Origin of the sequence: Shinella sp., assembly GCF_035998705.1 — a bacterium.
Classification (GTDB): domain Bacteria; phylum Pseudomonadota; class Alphaproteobacteria; order Rhizobiales; family Rhizobiaceae; genus Shinella.
The window spans coordinates 60,698-78,736 of the sequence record NZ_DASYHH010000014.1 but is presented as its reverse complement, the minus strand read 5'-3'; the positions used below and the strand labels follow the sequence as shown (position 1 = coordinate 78,736).

Annotated in this window: 13 protein-coding genes; 8 read left to right on the top strand and 5 right to left on the bottom strand. The window is 66.2% G+C overall.

From position 1 onward, the window contains the following. The first annotated feature begins 198 nt into the window (after positions 1–198). The 5 genes from VGN93_RS11900 to VGN93_RS11880 all read left to right on the top strand — a co-directional run bounded on the left by VGN93_RS11900 (position 199) and on the right by VGN93_RS11880 (position 6,060). On the top strand, positions 199–2,169 hold the full coding sequence (locus VGN93_RS11900) for a putative bifunctional diguanylate cyclase/phosphodiesterase (protein ID WP_327507654.1): 1,971 nt from the start codon (positions 199–201) through the stop codon (positions 2,167–2,169). A gap of 73 nt (positions 2,170–2,242) precedes the next feature. Next, positions 2,243–2,767, top strand: a complete 525-nt coding sequence (locus tag VGN93_RS11895; protein ID WP_319321765.1) for a SixA phosphatase family protein — start codon at positions 2,243–2,245, stop codon at positions 2,765–2,767. Between the two features lie 69 nt (positions 2,768–2,836). After that, positions 2,837–4,312 (top strand): YcjX family protein, encoded by a 1,476-nt coding sequence (locus VGN93_RS11890; protein ID WP_327507652.1) that lies wholly within the window; start codon positions 2,837–2,839, stop codon positions 4,310–4,312. Then, positions 4,309–5,364 carry a TIGR01620 family protein gene (locus VGN93_RS11885; RefSeq protein WP_327507651.1) on the top strand — a complete coding sequence of 352 codons (1,056 nt, stop codon included), beginning with the start codon at positions 4,309–4,311 and terminating at the stop codon, positions 5,362–5,364. The genes VGN93_RS11890 and VGN93_RS11885 overlap by 4 nt, the downstream gene beginning before the upstream one ends. Before the next feature lie 147 nt (positions 5,365–5,511). Then, a complete protein-coding gene (locus tag VGN93_RS11880) occupies positions 5,512–6,060 on the top strand; it encodes a hypothetical protein (RefSeq protein ID WP_327507649.1) in 549 nt (182 codons plus the stop codon). Here the strand turns inward: VGN93_RS11880 and folK are convergent. From folK to folP, 3 genes are read right to left on the bottom strand one after another with little or no spacing between them, the layout of a single operon-like run. Continuing rightward, positions 6,053–6,571, bottom strand: coding sequence for a 2-amino-4-hydroxy-6-hydroxymethyldihydropteridine diphosphokinase (folK, locus tag VGN93_RS11875; protein ID WP_327507647.1), 519 nt, complete (start codon positions 6,569–6,571; stop codon positions 6,053–6,055). The two genes, VGN93_RS11880 and folK, sit on opposite strands and share 8 nt — an antisense overlap. Continuing rightward, complete coding sequence (folB, locus tag VGN93_RS11870) at positions 6,561–6,929, bottom strand: dihydroneopterin aldolase (protein WP_023512200.1); 369 nt, start codon at positions 6,927–6,929, stop codon at positions 6,561–6,563. Before folB ends, folK begins: the two co-directional genes overlap by 11 nt. Next, positions 6,926–7,825: a dihydropteroate synthase gene (gene folP, locus VGN93_RS11865; RefSeq protein ID WP_327507646.1), complete on the bottom strand. Its 900-nt coding sequence runs from the start codon at positions 7,823–7,825 to the stop codon at positions 6,926–6,928. Before folP ends, folB begins: the two co-directional genes overlap by 4 nt. 147 nt (positions 7,826–7,972) lie before the next feature. Between folP and VGN93_RS11860 the strand changes: the two genes are divergently transcribed. Continuing rightward, entirely contained in the window at positions 7,973–8,584 is a 612-nt protein-coding gene (locus VGN93_RS11860; RefSeq protein ID WP_327507645.1) for a DUF922 domain-containing Zn-dependent protease, read from the top strand. Between the two features lie 439 nt (positions 8,585–9,023). Here VGN93_RS11860 and VGN93_RS11855 read toward each other — a convergent pair whose 3' ends face one another. Then, a complete protein-coding gene (locus VGN93_RS11855; protein ID WP_327507644.1) occupies positions 9,024–9,344 on the bottom strand; it encodes a 2Fe-2S iron-sulfur cluster-binding protein in 321 nt (106 codons plus the stop codon). Between the two features lie 205 nt (positions 9,345–9,549). Continuing rightward, positions 9,550–9,918: an Hpt domain-containing protein gene (locus VGN93_RS11850; protein ID WP_327507643.1), complete on the bottom strand. Its 369-nt coding sequence runs from the start codon at positions 9,916–9,918 to the stop codon at positions 9,550–9,552. Positions 9,919–10,444: 526 nt separating this feature from the next. On the opposite strand from VGN93_RS11850, the gene VGN93_RS11845 reads away from it, so the two are divergent. Both VGN93_RS11845 and VGN93_RS11840 read left to right on the top strand, forming a co-directional pair. Further along, on the top strand, positions 10,445–16,837 hold the full coding sequence (locus tag VGN93_RS11845; protein ID WP_327507642.1) for a kinesin: 6,393 nt from the start codon (positions 10,445–10,447) through the stop codon (positions 16,835–16,837). Between the two features lie 159 nt (positions 16,838–16,996). Continuing rightward, the gene (locus VGN93_RS11840; protein ID WP_327507640.1) at positions 16,997–17,986 is read left to right on the top strand and encodes a Tim44 domain-containing protein; all 990 of its coding nucleotides are present in this window, start codon (positions 16,997–16,999) and stop codon (positions 17,984–17,986) included. Positions 17,987–18,039: the final 53 nt, after the last annotated feature.

The following is an 18,039-nucleotide window of genomic DNA, read 5'->3' as shown; positions in this document are numbered from 1 at the left end:
AAAGGCCCGCAAACCATTCCGCAATTGGGGGCCTCGATGGCCTGGCCGGCATGCCGTCCTGCCGCAAATATAGGCACGTGTATTCGGTATGCGAGGAATGGTAGGAGAATTTTCTTTCGCGAAACTGTCTCGCCTGCGGATTCAGATTTATTTTAGCAACTCGTGCTTTTCTTGCCGTTAGGGCAGGAGCAAGCATTGATGTTCAGCAGGGCAAAGGCCGTTCTCACGATCGAATCCGGTAATCCGGAACTCGTACAGGCGCAGCTTGCCGCTTTTACGAAGCAGGTGCCGCTGCTTTACTTCATGCTGGTCACCAATACCGTCGCCCTGACGGTCACGCATTTCCATGCAGCCCCGGCCCTTCTCACCCTTTATATTCCGTCGATGCTTTATGCCGTCAGCCTGTTCCGGCTGGTGCACTGGTGGTTCAGCCGCCACCGGCGTTACACGCATGAGGAAGCGACGGCCCGCCTGCGCTCCACCTACCGGCTGACCGCGCTTCTCGGCGCCGGTTTCTGCGCCTGGTCGCTCAGCCTGTTTTCCTTTGGCGATGCCTACCAGCAGTCCCATGTCGCCTTCTACATCGCCAACACGGTGATCGGCTGCATCTTCTGCCTGATGCACCTGCGCGCAGCGGCGCTGGCGCTGACGGCGATCGTGCTCGGGCCGTTCACGATATTCTTCGGCACCACGGGCAATCCGGTCTTCACCGCGCTGGCGCTCAACGTCGCGCTCGTCACCGTCGCCATGATCTTCATCCTGTTCACCTATTACCGGGATTTCGGCGCGCTCATCCAGTCGCAGAAGGATTTGACCGAGCGCCAGGCGGAAACCCAGCGGCTGAGCGACGAAAATCACCGCCTCGCCAATCTCGACAGCCTGACCAACCTGCCGAACCGCCGGCAGTTCCGCGCCGAACTCGAAAGGCGGATAGAGGAAGCCGAGAAGAACGGCACGGGCCTCGCGCTCGGCCTCATCGACCTCGACGGCTTCAAGCCGGTCAACGACGCCTTCGGCCACGGCATCGGCGACAAGCTGCTGATCGAGGTCGGCGACCGGCTCACCGGCTTTTCCGGTGAGCACGTGTTCCCCGCCCGGCTCGGCGGCGATGAATTCGGCATCATCTTCGAGGGAAGCCCCTGCCCTGTACGGCTGCATGCGCTCGGCGACGAGATCTGCGCGGCGCTTCAGGAACCCTATGTCTTCAACGGCCAGACGGCGCGCGTTTCCGGCTCGCTCGGCATCTCGATCCTCGGTGACGCCGGCACGACGGCCGACCGGCTGTTCGACCGCGCCGATTTCGCCCTCTACCTCGCCAAGCAGAATTTCCGCGGCACCGCACTGGTCTTCTCCGCGGAGCACGAGGTGGAGATCAACGAGCAGGGCCGCATCCAGCAGGCGTTGCGCGCCGCAGACTTCGAGAGCGAAATGTACCTCGTCTTCCAGCCGATGGTCGACGCGGATACCAATGGCATCTCCGCCTATGAGGCGCTCGCCCGCTGGGAGAACCCCACCCTCGGCCCCGTCGCCCCCGGCACCTTCATCCGCGCTGCCGAGCGCGCCGGCATCATCGGCAGCCTCACCGAGACGCTGATGCGCAAGGCGCTCGTGGCGGCGCAGAGCTGGCCGGACCACGTCCGCCTCTCCGTCAACCTGTCGACCCGCGACGTCGTGTCCACCAAGACCGTCGACAACCTGCTCGACATCATCGCCGAAAGCGGCGTCGACCCCGCCCGCCTCGACATCGAGGTGACCGAAACCGCCGTCATGCGCAATTTCGCGCTCGCCGCCGAAAACATCCGCCGCCTCGCCGCGCGCGGCATCGGCATTGCCCTCGACGATTTCGGCACCGGCCATTCCAGCCTCAGCTACGTGCACAAGCTGCCGCTCACCAAGATCAAGATCGACCGCGGCTTCATCGTCGATATCGCGACGAACGAACTCAGCCGCAGCATCGTCAAGACCATCGTCGACCTGTCGCGCAATATCGGCTGCGTCTGCGTCGTCGAGGGCATGGAAACCCATGAGCAGGTGGTGGCGCTCAGGGCGCTCGGCTGCCGCATGATGCAGGGTTATTACTTCGCAAGGCCGCAGCGGCTGGAAGACACGCTCGCCTATCGGGCGGTTTCCGACACGATCGTGAATGGCCTCATTCGCAAAACCGGTTGATCTTTCCGGCGAGGAAAGACATGAAGTCGGAAGCGGCGCGGATCATCGGCCGTGAGGCGGATGGAGGACAGACTTGGCATCTCTCGGCACGCCGGCATTCCGGCTCTATCTGCTCCGCCACGCCCGCGCCGCCTGGGCCGAGCCCGGCCAGTCGGATTTCGACCGCTCGCTCGACGACGACGGCTTCGCCGAAGCCGAGGTGATCGCCGAGGAAGCCGCCGACCAGGGCTACAGGCCGGCCCTCATCCTCTCCTCCACCGCGGCGCGCTGCCGGCAGACCGCCGAGCCGTTCCACCGCACGGTCAGCGAAGAATTGACGATCGAGCATGTCGATCAGCTCTATTCCGGCACGATCGATGCTTATGCCGAACTCGCCTTCGCCAGCCGCCAGGAAAACTCGGTGATGATCGTCGGCCACAATCCGATGATCGAGGAATTCTTCCACCGCCTGGTCGGCAAGGAGATCGCGGAGGCTGCCGCCCCCTTCGGCTACCCGACGGCGGGCCTCGCCATCCTCGATTTCGACGAGCGGCCGAGCGAGGAAGACTATGCCGGAGCCTGCCTTGCCGGCTTCATGACGCCGCGGCCGGCCCGTTGAACGAAAGGGGCGGCCTCTTTTCCTGCCGGATTTCGTTTCCTATATCGCCTTCGATGCTGGAAAGAGACCTTGCCCCCTAGCCTGACCACCCTCACGGACGAAGCCCTGCTCGCGCTGGACGCCTTGACCGGCCGCGCCACCAATCTCGTCAACCCGTCGATCCGCCTCGGCGTGACGGGCCTGTCGCGCGCCGGCAAGACGGTGTTCATCTCCTCGCTCGTGCACAATCTGCTGAATGGCGGCCGCCTGCCGCTGTTCGAGGCCGGCCGTTCGGGGCGCGTGTCGAAAATCCGGCTGGAGCCGCAGCCGGACGACGCGGTGCCGCGCTTCCAGTACGAGGACCATATTCGCGCGCTGGTCGCCGATCGCGTCTGGCCGGATTCGACCCGCGCCATATCGCAGCTGCGCATCACGCTGGACTATGAGAGCGCCTCCGGCTGGGGCCGGCTGTTCTCGCCGGGAAAACTGTCGATCGACATCGTCGACTATCCCGGCGAATGGCTGCTCGACCTGCCGCTGCTGGCGCAGGATTTTCGCGCCTTCAGCGAAAACACCGTGGCGCTCGCCGGCTCCGGCATCCGCGCCGAGCTTGCGCGCGACTGGCTGGCGCTGTCGGCCACCGTCGACCCTGCTGCAAGCGGAGAGGAAGCAACCGCCCGCGCGCTCGCCGACGCCTTCACCGCGTACCTGAAGGCCTGCAAATCCGACGAACGTTCGCTTTCGACGCTGCCGCCCGGCCGCTTCCTGATGCCGGGCGACCTTGAAGGCTCGCCCGCGCTCACCTTCGCGCCGCTGGCGAACCTTCCCAAGGGCAGCCCCGCCAAAGGCTCGCTGCACGCGATGATGGAACGACGCTACGAGGCCTACAAGACGCATGTGGTGCGGCCGTTCTTCCGCGAGCATTTCGCCCGGCTCGACCGGCAGATCGTGCTGATCGACGCGCTCCAGGCGATCAACCGCGGCGCCGAGGCCGTGCATGACCTGGAGCGCGCGCTCGGCGACGTGCTCGACTGTTTTCGCGCCGGTACCAACAATTTTCTTTCCTCATTCGTGACGCGCCGCATCGACCGCATCGTCATTGCCGCCACCAAGGCCGATCACCTGCACCATGAGAGCCATGCGCGGCTGGAGGCGGTCACCCGCCGGCTCGTCGAGCGCGCCATCGCGCGCATCGGCATGAGCGGCGCCGGCATCGAGGTGATGGCGCTCGCCTCCGTGCGCGCCACCCGCGAGGCGACCGTGCCCCATGACGGACAGGTGCTGCCGGTCATCGTCGGCACGCCGATGGCGGGTGAGCGGATCAATGGCGAGGTCTTCGACGGCGAACGGAAAACAGCGATATTTCCCGGGGACCTGCCGGAGAATCCGGATTCGCTTTTCAAGGCGCTCGACGAGGCCCCCGAAGGCGAACCACCGCATCTGTTGAACTTCGTGCGCTTCCGCCCGCCGCATATCGAGGAGACGGGCGGCGGCCTGAAACTGTCCGTGCCGCACATCCGGCTCGACCGGGCGCTGCAATATCTGATCGGAGACCGGCTCGCATGAACGACCGTCCGCGCAAGCCCGCCGCCTTCTCGCTGCCCGCCGACGCCACGCCGGAACGCGCCAAACCCCGTGCGCCCGCCGCCTTCGACGATGCCGTCCGGCTGACGCCGGATGCCGAGGATCCCTTCATCGCGACGACGGCCGACGTACCCGAGCTTGTGCCTCCGATCGCCACCCCGCGCCGGCGCCGCCTGACGCTCGGCCGAATCGCCTTCGGCGCGCTCGGCCTGCTCGTCTCGCTTGCGATCGGCCTGTGGGTCGATGCGCTGATCCGCGATCTCTTCAGCCGCAACGACTGGCTCGGCTATCTGGCGATCGGCGCCGCGGCCGTCGCCGTCCTCGCGGTGCTCGGCCTCGTGCTGCGCGAACTGATCGGCCTGCGCCGGCTCGCGGCCGTGCAGGATCTGAAGCGCGATGTCGTCGACGCCGCCCTGTCGCCGACCCCGTCGGTCGGCCGCGCCATCGTCGCCCGCCTCGTGCATCTCGTCTCCGCCCGCCCGCAGACGGCACGCGGGCGGGCGCGGCTTGCCGAGACGGAGGGCGAGATCATCGACGCGGCCCATCTCGTCGACCTTGCCGAACGCGAACTGATGGCGCCGCTCGACCGCGAGGCGCGCGCGCTGATCCTCGGCGCCGCCAAGCGCGTCTCCATCGTCACGGCGGTGAGCCCCCGCGCGCTGGTCGATCTCGGCTACGTCATCTACGAAAGCAGCCGGCTGGTGCGCGGCATGGCCGAACTCTACGGCGGAAGGCCGGGGAAAATCGGCATGCTGCGTCTGATGCGCGACGTCATCGCACACCTCGCCGTCACCGGTTCCATCGCCATGGGCGACAGCCTGGTGCAGCAGGTGCTGGGCCATGGGCTGGCGTCAAAACTCTCCGCCCGGCTCGGCGAAGGCGTCATCAACGGCCTGATGACCGCGCGAATCGGTATTGCCGCGATGGACCTCTGCCGTCCCATGCCCTTCCGCGCGCTGAAGCGGCCCGGCATCGGCGATTTCATAAGCGATCTGACGCCGGGCACCTCGGGCAGCCGGCGCGACGAGGCGTGACCCTGCTGCAACACCCCGGTTTTCCGGGGGTGCGATCCGATCAAATGACGAAGGGCAAGGCGGTCGGAAACCGTCCATTAACCATTTTCGCGCAAATCTCGTCGCACAACAGCAGGCCAGATGGCCGTCGACCATCAAGGATCGTTCATGTTTCCGCGCACCTCTTTGATCGCCCGCGCCTCCGTAGCGGCCTTTCTCGCAGCCACCACCTTCGCGGTTCCGGCATCCGCCGGCTCGCGCGACAAGGCCTTTTTTGAACAGGTCACCGGCAACTGGCAGGGCAAGGGCGAAATCGTCGCCGGCAAGTACAAGGGCACAAAATTCTCCTGCGACCTGACGGGCGACACCGCACCCGCCAAGGGCGCCGGCATCCAGCTCGACGGCTTCTGCCGCGTCGGCGTCTTCAAGCAGCCGATGTCGGCGCTGATCAGCAAGGCGGGCAGCGGCTACAAGGGCAAGTTCCTCGACGGCGCCGCCGGCAAGGGCCTCGACATCACCTCGGGCCAGGTCAACGGCAACAAGGTCGTGATGGGCATCAACCGCCAGAAGCTGAACGGCGCGATGATCGCCCGCCTCGAAAGCGACAACAAGCTGAACATCACCATCTCGGTGAAGGTCGAAAACAAGATGATCCCGGTCATCGGCGTCTCGCTCGACCGCAACCTCGACGACATCGCCGTCGGGTCGATCAAGTAGTCTTCCACCAGTCGGAGCCGGCGCTCGCCGGCTCGATACCCGCGACATCCGCATCCGTCAGCCAGGATTCGACCGTGCGCCCCTGCACCTCCAGCGTGGGCGCGATGTCGGCGAGCGGCATCAGCACGAAACCGCGGCCCGTCATGCGCGGATGCGGCAATTCCAGCCGCCCTCCAGCCTGCGCGACACCCTCAAAAGTCAGAACGTCGATATCGATGGTGCGTGGACCCCAGCGCTCCTTGCGCTCACGCTTCATGTCGCGCTCGATACCGAGGCAGGTATCGAGCAGCGGCTCGGGGAGAAGCAACGTCTCGACCAGCGCGCAGGCATTGAAGAACCAGTCCTGGTCCGTCTTTCCCCAGGGCGGCGTGCGATAGAGCCTGGATACGGCCGTGACACGGCAATCGGGCCGCGCGTCGAGCGCCTGCAGCGCCTGCGCCATCGCCCGCACCGGATCGCCGATATTGCCGCCGAGGCCGAGCGAGGCCCGGCGGAACGCGTCAGACGGCATGGTCGACGGTGACCTGCACATAGTCGAGCACGCCGGGCACCGGCGCATTCGGCTTGCGTACCGTGATGCGGGCGCGCGAAATCTGCGGGAACCGGGCGCAGAGCACGGTGGCGATCTCCTGCGCCAGGGCCTCGATGAGGTAGCGGCGCTGGCCGGTGACGATCTTCTCGATCTCCTGGAAGGCCACGCCATAGTCGACGGTCGATTCGATCGCGTCGTCGGAAAGCGGACGCAGCGGCCGCACTTCCAACTCCGCATCGACAAAGAAACGCTGGCCCAGGAATTCTTCCGCATCGTGCAGGCCGTGGCGGGCGAAGAAGGCGCAGTTCTTGAGCGTGATCGTATAGGTGGTGGTCATGATCTTTCCTGTCTGGCCGGCTCTGCGGCACGCGCCTCGCGCGCCTTCACCGTGCGCCCTGCGGCGAGCATAGCATCGGCAATGGCGAGCGCATCCCTGTTGATTGCGACATCGTGCACCCTGAAGACCGCAGCCCCTGCAATCCGCAGCAGCGCCGTCGTCGCGGCGGTGCCGACATCCCTGTCGGCCGCATCGCGCCCCGTGACCGCGCCGACGAAGCGTTTTCGCGAGGTGCCGGCGAGGATAGGCAGATCGAAGCCGTAAAGCTCGCCGAAACGCGCCATCAGTTCGAGATTTTCGTCGGTATCCTTGGCAAAACCGAAGCCCGGATCGAGCACCATGGCCTCGCGCGCCACGCCGGCCTCGCGGGCGATCTCCAGCGAGCGGCCGAGGAAGAGATACTGATCCTCCACGACATCCGGCCGTTTTTCACGGTCGCGGCCCGTATGCATGATGCAGAGCCCCGCGCCGGTTTCAGCGGCCACCCGGGCAATGGCGGGCTCGCGTTGCAGGCCGTGCACGTCGTTGACGATATGGGCGCCGGCGGCGACCGCAAGCCGCGCGGTTTCGGCGCGAAAGGTGTCGACGGAGAGGATGGCGTCCGTCGCGCCGGCCAGTGCTTCGATTACGGGAAGGATGCGGTCCTGCTCCTCGGCGGCGGTCACGGGGGCGGCCCCCGGCCTCGTCGATTCGCCGCCGATATCGACGATGTCGGCGCCTTGTTCCAGACAGAGGATCGCCTGCGCCACCGCCGCGTCCGCGCTGTCGAACTTGCCACCGTCGGAAAAGGAATCGGGCGTCACGTTGACGATCGCCATCAGGATGCCGCGCGGGCCGAGCTCCAGAAACCGGCCATGGGCGAGCGACCAGCGGAAGGGATCGAACGGCGAGAACATGGCGGGTTTCCTTCCGCAATTAACCAGCGCCGGGGAAAGTGTGTTGCGCTTGCCGAGCCTATGCCCCAAGCTTAAGGGAAGTTCAACCGGCGCCTTCCGCCGGCACTGCATCGGGCACACCCGATGGCGAAAGGAATACGGAACCGAATGAAGACCATCGCTCGCCTGATGGCCGTTGCCGCCCTCACCTGCCTCGCTCTTCAGCCGGCCGCCGCCCAGACGATCACGTCGAAGACCTTCGCCTATTTCTCCGTCGGCGGCCACACCGCGGCGGAACTCGATGCGGAATTGTCGAAGCGCGGCCCGATGATGAAACACAGCGGCGCGCGCCATCCCGGCGCCACGAAGATCAAGTGGGGCGGCTCGGTCACCTATGTGCGCCGCGGCAGCCGCTGCGCGGTCGGCGAGGCGAAGGTGACGCTTTCCACCCAGATCATCCTGCCGCGCTGGAAGAACCGCAACCGCACGACCGCCTCGCTCGCCCTCATCTGGGATACGCTGGCAAGCGACATCCGCCGCCATGAGGAACGCCATGCCGAGATCGCGCGCCAGCATGCCCGCGACCTGGAGCGCGCGCTGAAAAAGCTGCGGCCCGAAAGCGACTGCGAGCGCATGCAGGCCCGCGTCGACCGGGTGACCGCCGATGCCGTCACGAAACACGATGCCGACCAGGCGCGCTTCGACCGCGTCGAATCGAAGAACTTCAACGACCGCATGATGCGCCTCCTGGTGCACCGGCTGAAGAACCGCGGCGAGTAAAAGCCGGCGGCGCATGTATTTCTTGAAAGAGCTTTAATGGATTCGGACCGGGTCAAGGCCCGGGGCCTGCGCATGCATGAAATTAATGGTTAGTTTTAGCGATAGCGCAAATCCGCAAATCACCGTATCTTCATCTCAACAGTGAACGGGAAGATGATTCTCCGTCCCGAAGTTGCATGAAACGGTTTGTAACAGGTTCTCCTGGCGCGTCCTTATCTCAGCAGCAGGTTGTCTCCTCCCTCTCCTGTCTGCGATGCGCCCTCCTGGCCTCGCTCGTCCTTATCGACAGGCGAGGCTCTTTTTTTGTTCGTCTATTCTTGTCCGCCGGGAGAACAATCGATTCTCTTCTTCATGGGCTGAGAAGACATCGTATAGCCGGGCGCCATCCGTCTCCCGTGAAGGCAGATGCGCGAAAACAGTTCCGGCAAAAGGGCAGATGTCAGGCCTGGCGTTCCGGCACGTGCACCACGAGCCCGTCAAACGCATCCGACATCTTGATCTGACAGGAGAGCCGCGAGGTGGGGCGGACATCGTAGGCGAAGTCCAGCATGTCCTCTTCCATCGCTTCCGGCGGGCCGACGGTGCCGCTCCAGGCCTCGTCGACATAGACATGACAGGTCGCGCAGGCGCAGGCGCCGCCGCACTCGGCCTCAATGCCGGGCACGGAGTTGCGCACGGCATTCTCCATGACCGTGGAGCCGTTGGCGACATCCAGTTCGTGGCGCGTGCCGTCGAAGGCGACGATGGTGAGTTTGCTCATGATGGGTCCGGATCCTGTAGGCTGCCGAGGAGGCGAAAGACTGGCCGGCGGAGGGACGGTGTCGAACCGCCGGTTTTCCGGCGGTTGTTTCCAACAAAACCCCTCGCCAGTCAACATCGCGCGCCCGAGGGCGCGCTGGCGGGTCCAGGTGCGCCATCGGCTTTGCCCACCGCGCCAGGCTTTTTACGCAATGGGCCTGCGACGATCAGCGGCAGAGTTTGAGGATGAAATTTTCCGCCTCGACGACGGCGGCGGTAACGGCGGCAAGCGCGATCGCATCGGCCGGGTTTTCCTCCAGCGCCTCGGCCGTCTTGCTGACGACGGTGGCGCCGACCGCCTGGGCGGAACCCTTGAGGCGATGGGCGACGGCGGCGCGGGCCTCGCCTTCGCAGACGGCGAGCTCCTTCATGCTCTCGCGGGCGGCCCGCGCAAACATCTGCAGCACGTCCAGTTCGAGGCCCTTGTCGCCCATGGTCTGGCGCGCAAGGTGTATCAGATCGATCGGCCGTCCACCGGAATGGGACATGCCGCCTGCATTGTCGGGCGCCTCGAATGCGATGTTGAGCGCTGCCATTTGCCAATATCCTTATATACGCTACGTACGCTTGTTTCGTTGTGATGCACGCAGATGTCGATGCGGTGCGGGCGCGTGCCCGCTGCCGGCGGCGACATGGGACAATCATTCTGCGTGGCCGGCGCGGCTATCCGATTAAAAGGCGGCGCAAAATGGGCATGAATCGCAAACTATGGTTAACGGCTGAAAAAATGCCTTTTTCACAACTATTCCATCGCGATACAAAACCGTGGAATGTTAACTTCCTGTTAAGTTTCGGCCTAAGGGAGATGGCAATGAATTGTGTGATACAGGCTAATGTGTCACTACGATACGACCGGATAGTCCCGGTGGATAAGCCGTGGGCGGAGATACACCGCTTCGCCTTTTCGGTCTATCGAGCGATTTGGAATGAACGGCGGCCCGGACGCTGCTTGCCATGAGGGTAGGCAGCAAGACCGGCCACCAACCGGACGGTTCGAATGCGCCTGAGCAGCGGCAGCGCGTATGAAGCCCGATCCCGGACATGGTAACGAGGCGTAACCGCATGGCGACGAACAAGTCCACCGAGTCGATCGACGACAAGGCCTTCCAGGCCCTCGAAGAGGCACTTAAAATCGACTTTGACGATCTAGCGCCGGAGACGCCCTCGAAGAAGGACGCTTCGGAGGCCCATGTGTCCGACCCGGCAAGCCGCGTTCCCAGCAAGACGCAGGAAAAGCCCGCCACGCGCCCGGCATCCGGCGAGACGGCCCGCAGCCTGACCCCCGACCCCGCGCCGAAGACGCCGACCTTCCAGCCCGCCAACGACGGATCGCGCAAGACGCCCGCCGCCATCCTCAAGTCGCTCGACGTGCGCTCGGGCCGCGCCTCGATCCGCACGGCCATCCTGATGTCCGTTCTCTGGGTCATCGGCGGCCTTGGCGTCGCGAACCTTCTCTATGCACCGCAGATCTGGCAGATCCGCTCGGTCGCCGACCTCGTGGCCCTGCCCGGCGCCATCGGCATGCTGGTCGCCATCGTCATGCCGATCATGCTGTTCTTCGCCTTCGCCATCATGATTTCGCGCGCCCATGAGCTGCGCAGCGCCGCCCGTTCCATGGCGGAAGTCGCCCTTCGCCTGTCCGAGCCGGAAACCGTCGCCACCGACCGCATCATGACCGTCGGCCAGGCCGTCCGCCGCGAAGTCTCGGCCATGAACGAAGGCATCGAACGCACGATCGCGCGTGCCACCGAACTCGAAACCCTCGTGCATTCCGAGGTCAACGCGCTTGAACGCAGCTATGCCGACAATGAAATGCGCGTGCGCACGCTCGTGCAGGAGCTCGGCTCCGAACGCGAGGCGATCGTCAGCCATGCAGAGCGCGTCCGCTCGTCGATTTCCGGCGCGCACGAGCAGTTGAAGGATGAGCTCGCGAGCGCCGGCGAGAGCATTACGAACCGCCTTGCGACCTCGGGCGAGGCCTTCGCCTCCATGCTCGACACGCGCGCCGCCATGCTGATGGAAAAGTCCGACAGCGCGACGCAGACGATCGGCGCCATGCTTTCGGCCCGCACCGACAGCCTGCTGTCCTCCCTCTCCTCCTCCGGCCTGGCGCTTGCGCACGAATTCGACACCCGCCTCGACCACCTGACCAAGAGCCTCGATTCGCGCGGCCGGGACCTGCTGAACCAGTTCGAGACCCGCGCCACCTCGCTCGACACCAACACCGAAAAGCTGAACGCGGCGCTGAACGAGCGCGCCAAGCAGCTCAACGAGACGCTGATCGCCCGCACCCGCGAGATCAGCGAAAGCCTGTCGATCGGCCAGCAGGCCGTCACCGGCGGCCTCGACCATGTTCTCGAATCGATGAACGCGGCCCTCGACGAAAAGGGTGCGCAGTTCCGCCAGAGCCTGAAGAACGCCGCCGACGACACGGTCATGGATCTCGACCTGCGCTCCGGCTTCTTCGACGAGCGCATGCAGGCGACCGTCGGCCAGATCGCCAGCGCCTTCGACCAGCGCGTCGAGGAATTCGCCACCGCCTTCGACCAGCGCGCCGGCTCGCTCGATTCCAAGCTGATGGAAAGCCTCGCCCGCATCAACGAAACGGTCGCCAGCGGCCATGAGGCGATCGACGGCATCCTCACCTCCAGCATCGACCGCCTCGGCAACACGCTGACCGACCAGTCCTTCGCGCTGGCGACGACGCTTGGCACCGGCCAGGAAGTCTTCGAGAGCGCCGTGACCGGCCACGCCGACGCCATTACGAATGCCGTCACCGGCGCGCACGAGCGCATGAGCTCGGTGCTCTCCGAAAAGTCCGCAGCCCTGCTCGGCGGCCTTGCCGATGTGCAGAACCGCATCGAAACCGGTTTTGGCGCCCGCGCCGAAGCACTGGCGGAGAGCGTCTCGGGCAGCGAGCGCCGCCTTACGGAAGCGCTCGACAGCCGCGGCACGGCCATCGCCACCGATATCGAGGCCGCCCAGGCCCGCATGGAAAACGCGCTTGGTGCCCGCGCCGAAGCGCTGGTCGAAAGCATTTCCAGCAGCGAACGCCGCCTGACGCAGGCGCTCGACAGCCGCGGCACGGCGATTGCCACCGACATCGAGGCCGCCCAGGCCCGTATGGAAGACGCGCTCGGTGCGCGCGCCGACCAGATCACCTCGACCATCGCCGCCAGCCACGGCCGCATCGACAACGCGCTTTCCGAGCGCACCGCCGCCCTCTCCTCCATGCTGAACGAGACCGGCAGCCAGCTGGAGCAGTCGGTCGGTTCGGCCGCAAGCCGCGTCGAGAATGCGCTGACCGGTGCCGCCCGCCAGATCGACGAGGTCATCACCGGCCGCACGGCCAACCTCGCCTCGGTGCTCTCCAACAGCGCCGGTTCCATTCAGACATCGATCGACGCGGCTGCGAACCGTGTCGAGACGGTGCTGTCCGAAGGCACCCAGCAGCTCGGCGGCGTTTTGCACGGCCAGGCCGCCGAATTCGCCGAAGCCTTTTCCGGCCGCGCCGCCGACATCGCGGAAGCGCTGTCGGGCCGCGCCTCGGAGCTTGCGGGCTCGCTCGTCTCCACCCAGGAGCAGATCCGCGCCACGCTAGACGACCGCATCAACGCCATCAACCTTGCCATCACCGACGGCCGCAACCAGCTCAACGAGACGCTGAACGACCATGTCACGTCGATCGGCACCTCGATCGCCACCAGCGCCGGCATGCTGGAAATGTCGATCGAGCAGCTCTCCGGCCGCGCCTCCGAACTCACGGGTTCGCTCGTCTCCACCCACGACCAGATCCGCGCGACGCTCGACGACCGCATCGATGCGATCAACGCCGCGATCACCGACGGCCGCAACCACCTCAACGAGACGCTGAACGACCAGGTCACCTCGATCGGCACCTCCATTGCCACCAGCGCAGGCATGCTGGAAATGTCGATGGAGCAGCTTTCCGGCCGCGCCTCCGAGCTCGCCGGTTCGCTCACCTCCACCCATGAGGAAATCCGCGCGACGCTCGACGACCGCATCAACGCGATCAACCTGGCGATCACCGAGGGCCGCAACCACCTCACGGAAACCCTGAACGACCAGGTCACCACCATCGGCACCTCGATCGCCACCAGCGCCGGCATGCTGGAACTGACGATGGAGCAGCACGAGGAAGCGCTGCGCCGCACCATCGACGGCAGCGCCGCCGTGCTCGACCAGCGCGTGCGCGAAAGCGCCGGCGTCGTCGCTGAGCGCCTCATCGAAAGCTCGTCGAAGATCGCCGAGGCGGCCGTCACCTTCGGCAACCGCATGGAACAGACCGTCGACAGCGTCGCCACGCGCTTCGACACGACGGGCAGCCGGCTGGAGGAAAACCTCGGCAAGCTCGAGGCCCGCATCGAACACAGCGTCGACAACGTCTCCGGCATCGTCGACACGGCGGCGCTGCGCATCTCCGACACGCTGTCGGAACGCCTGTCCGATCTCGACCGCGTGGGAAGCGACGTGTCGCTGCGCGTCTCCGACGCCCTCTCCCGCCCGATGGCCGAGGTCGACCGCATCGGCGACGAGACGACGGCGCGCATCGCCGCGACGCTCGCCGGCCGCGTCACCGACATCGAGCGCGTCAGCGCCGATGCCGCCTCGCGCATCGAAGGTGCCCTGTCGGGCCGCCTGACCGATATCGAACGCGTCACCGGCGAAGCCGCCGAACGTATCGACGGCACGCTTGCCAGCCGCGCCGAGCAGATCGCCCGCGTCGCCGGCGAAGCCGCAGACCGCCTCGACGAGACCCTCACCGACCGCGCAAACCAGATCGAGCGCACGGTCGGCGAAGCCGCCGAACGCCTCGACGGGACGCTCACTGAACGCACCAGCCAGATCGAGCGCGTCACGGACGAGGCCGCCACGCGCATCGGCGTCACCATCGACGAGAAGACCGGCCGCATCGAGGAACGCCTCGGCACGATGGACCGGGCGCTCACCATCGGTCTAGACAGCGTCAACCGCACGATCGACGGCAAGGCCGCGGGTCTCGCCCACACGCTGCGCGAGGCCGTCTCGCAGGCTGCCCAGGACATGGACGCCGAAGCGGTCCGCTCGGCCCAGTCGCTCGCCAAGACCGGCGAGGAATTCGCCAGCCTCAGCTCGTCGCTGCGCGGCGCGGTTTCCCGCGCGGCACAGGACATGGGTGCCGAAGCCCAGCGCGCCGCGGAAACCATCGCCCGCACGGGTGAGGAATTCGCCGGCAACCTTACCGCCCGCAACGAAGCCTTCACGCGCGCCGTGGACGAAACCACCACGGCCGCCGTCGCCCGCTTCGCTGAAACCGAAAACCGCCTTGCCGACCAGGCGCAGTCGCTGCGCACCGGCCTCGGCGAGGTCGAGAAGGCGCTGGAAGCCCGTGGCGCGTCGATCCGCTCGACGCTCGACGAGCGCACGCGCGAACTCAACTCCATGCTGGCCAACCGCACGGAAGAACTGTCGCGCCTGATCAACGAGGAAGCCCGCCCGGTCATCGACGACTATGCCGCCGTCGGCCGCGAGGCTGCGGAAAGCATCACCGGCGTCGCCCGCGAGGCCGCCGAGCGCTTGAGCGGCGTCGCGCAGGAGAGCGCCGAACGTCTGAGCGGTGTCACCCGCGAGGGGGCCGAGCGCCTCAGCGGCGTCGCCCGCGAAAGCGCCGACCGCATGCGCAACGAGAACGCCGCGCTGATCAACGCGATCTCCGCGCGCACCGCCGATACGCTCGCGGCCATCTCCAGCCGCACGGAAGAAGCCGCCGGCCAGATGCGCGAGATCGAAAGCGGCCTGCAGGCGAATGTCCTGAGCCTGATCGCCCGCCTTTCGGAGAGCAATGGCGCCATCGCCGGCCTCGTCGATGCCGCAAGCGAGACGCTCGGGGCCGTCGACCAGCAACTCACCACGACAACCGAGCGCTTCTCCGCCTCCGCCGACCGCGCGGCCGACATGGTCTCCACCACGTCGCGCCTGCTCGAAGGCAAGGTCGATCGTCTCTCCGACATCTCCTCCGGCACGCTGTCGCAGATCGGCGGCATCGTCGGGCGCTTCGAGGACCACTCGAAGATCCTGTCGCAGGCCTCCGACCTGCTCGCCGCCGCCCAGTCGAACCTCGTCTCGACGCTCGAGGAGCGCCAGGACGCGCTGCGCTCGCTCTCCGTCGGCCTCGTGCAGCGCTCGGAAGAGATCGAGAAGACCATGCAGTCGCTCGAAGGCATGGTCGAGGGCGTGTTCAGCCGCGCCGAAGAACGCTCCGGCCTCATCGCCGGCAATCTGCGCGGCGGCATCCAGAGCTCGTTCGCAGATGTCGGCCGCATTCTCGGCGAGACCGAAAAGCGCGCCGAGGCCGCAGCCGCCACGCTGCGCGATTCGATGGTGAAGGCCGGCGAGGAAGCAAGCCAGTCCGTCGAGGGCGCCTTCAGCCGTGCCGAGGAGCGGACCAAGGAAGTGGCGAACCGCCTGCGCGGCAGCGTCGGCGCCTCGCTCTCCGATGTCGACCGCCTGCTCACCGAATCCGGCAAGAAATCCGACGCCGCCACGACCGTCATGCGCGAAACGCTGCGCCAGGCCGTCGAGGAGGCTGTCGGCAAATTCTCCGGCGCCACCGAGGAAATCCGCCGCGCCGCCACCGATATCCGCAAGGAACTCGACCAGACGCGCGGCGAACTGAAGCGCGGTGCCTTCGACCTGCCGGAAGAAGCCAAGGAAAACGCCGCCCAGATGCGCCGCGCCGTCAGCGAGCAGATCAAGGCGCTGCAGGACCTGTCCGACATCATCGGCAAGTCCTCCTCGGCGCTGGAAGTCTCGCGCCCGGCAGTCGTTCAGGCCAAGGCCGTGCAGCAGCCGGTGCAGGAAACCCGCGCAGAACCGCGCCGCGAGGAGAGCGTGCCGCTGCGCGGCAGCCTCGGCCTCGAGCGTGCGGCGACCGCCTCGGTGCCGCAGCGCGCCCAGCCGCTCCCCACTGATGCGGAAAACAAGACGGCCGGCGAAGGCGGCTGGATGCGCGACCTGCTGCGCGGTGCTGTCTCCCGCGAGGAAGCCCAGTTCGCCCAACCGCGCGGCGACGCCCAGGCAGCCCGCCCGGCCGACACCCGCAACCCGCGCCACGTCGTCGAATCGCTGAACTCGCTCTCGGTCGATATCGCCCGCGCCATCGATCACGATGCCTCGGTCGACCTGTGGCGGCGCTACCAGCGCGGCGAGCGCGACGTCTTCACGCGTCGCCTCTACACGCTGAAGGGCCAGCAGACCTTCGACGAGATCAAGCGCAAATACGAGCGCGAGCCGGAATTCCGCACCGCGGTCGACCGCTACATCTCGGATTTCGAAAAGCTGCTCGCCGACGTCGCGCGCAACGACCGCGACAAGGTGATGACGCAGACCTACCTCACCTCCGACACCGGCAAGGTCTATACCATGCTGGCACATGCGGCAGGCCGCTTCAGCTAAAAGACAAAAAAACGAACAGAGACGGCCGCCTCCGGGCGGCCGTCTCGTTTTTGTGAACGATCACTGCGCCTTTTCGCGGCCAAAACCCTTAAAATCCACGCTCTTACCCTCTATATGCATTTCGACGCGCCGGACGGCGCATGGGGAAGAGAGACGGAAATGATCTTGATACAGGGCTTTGCACGGTTTCTGGCGACGATCGCGGTGGCGATCATGGTGATGATGACGATGGTCGATTTTGCCGAAGCGCGTCGCGCCGGCAGCGGTTTCGGCAGCCGCGGCACCCGCACCTTCCAGACACCGTCGACAACGCGCACCGCACCGCTGGATGCCCAGCCGATCGACCGCACCATGACGCGCCAGCAATCGGCCCAGCCCTCGGCAAACCGCACCACGACGGCCAATGGCCAGCGCCCGGGCCTGTTCGGCGGCTTCGGCGGCTCGCTCATCGGCGGCCTGATGCTCGGCGGTCTCGTCGGCATGCTGCTCGGCCAGGGCCTTGGCGGCGGCATCGGCTTCCTCGGCCTCATCCTGCAAGTGCTGCTGATCGCGGGTGTCTTCCTGTTTCTGCGCCGCATGTTCGCGCAGAAGAACGCGCCCGCCTATGCCGGGCCCGGCAATGCGCAGGCCCGCAACGCCTATCAGACCGGCGGTTCGGACTTCGAAATCCCGCGCATCGGCGGCGGCAATCGCCAGGCGTCGGCAGCGGCGGTGCAGCAGAAGGCCGGCGGCGACGAGATCGGCGTCAAGCCGGAAGACCTCGAACAGTTCGAGGGCCTGCTGAAGGAATTGCAGGCGGCCTATGCGGCGGAAGATTTCCGCACGCTGCGCCAGATCACCACGCCGGAGGCCATGTCCTATCTCGCCGAGGAGATCGGCGACAACGCCACGCAGGGCCTGAAGAACGAGGTGCGCGACATCCATCTCGTGCAGGGCGACGTTGCGGAGGCCTGGAGCGAAGGCGCGGACGACTATGCAACGGTCGCCATGCGCTACGAGAGCATCGACGTGATGCGCGACCGCGCGACCGGCAAGCTCGTCTCCGGCGATCCGGACAACCTGACGGAAGCCGTCGAGATCTGGACCTTCGTGCGCCGCAACGGCGCCGAGTGGAAGGTCTCGGCCATCCAGGGCGTGCAGGGCGCCTGATATGACAAGGCCGTGCGCTGCGATCCGCAGCGCACGGCCTTTTTGATTCTCCT

Bases quoted from the DNA above. Each gene is read 5' to 3' on its own strand.
- VGN93_RS11900 (WP_327507654.1), top strand. From the start codon at position 199: ATGTTCAGCAGGGCAAAGGCCGTTCTCACGATCGAATCCGGTAATCCG.
- VGN93_RS11885 (WP_327507651.1), top strand. From the start codon at position 4,309: ATGAACGACCGTCCGCGCAAGCCCGCCGCCTTCTCGCTGCCCGCCGAC.
- VGN93_RS11880 (WP_327507649.1), top strand. From the start codon at position 5,512: ATGTTTCCGCGCACCTCTTTGATCGCCCGCGCCTCCGTAGCGGCCTTT.
- folK (WP_327507647.1), bottom strand. From the start codon at position 6,571: ATGCCGTCTGACGCGTTCCGCCGGGCCTCGCTCGGCCTCGGCGGCAAT.
- folB (WP_023512200.1), bottom strand. From the start codon at position 6,929: ATGACCACCACCTATACGATCACGCTCAAGAACTGCGCCTTCTTCGCC.
- folP (WP_327507646.1), bottom strand. From the start codon at position 7,825: ATGTTCTCGCCGTTCGATCCCTTCCGCTGGTCGCTCGCCCATGGCCGG.
- VGN93_RS11860 (WP_327507645.1), top strand. From the start codon at position 7,973: ATGAAGACCATCGCTCGCCTGATGGCCGTTGCCGCCCTCACCTGCCTC.
- VGN93_RS11855 (WP_327507644.1), bottom strand. From the start codon at position 9,344: ATGAGCAAACTCACCATCGTCGCCTTCGACGGCACGCGCCACGAACTG.
- VGN93_RS11850 (WP_327507643.1), bottom strand. From the start codon at position 9,918: ATGGCAGCGCTCAACATCGCATTCGAGGCGCCCGACAATGCAGGCGGC.
- VGN93_RS11845 (WP_327507642.1), top strand. From the start codon at position 10,445: ATGGCGACGAACAAGTCCACCGAGTCGATCGACGACAAGGCCTTCCAG.
- VGN93_RS11840 (WP_327507640.1), top strand. From the start codon at position 16,997: ATGATCTTGATACAGGGCTTTGCACGGTTTCTGGCGACGATCGCGGTG.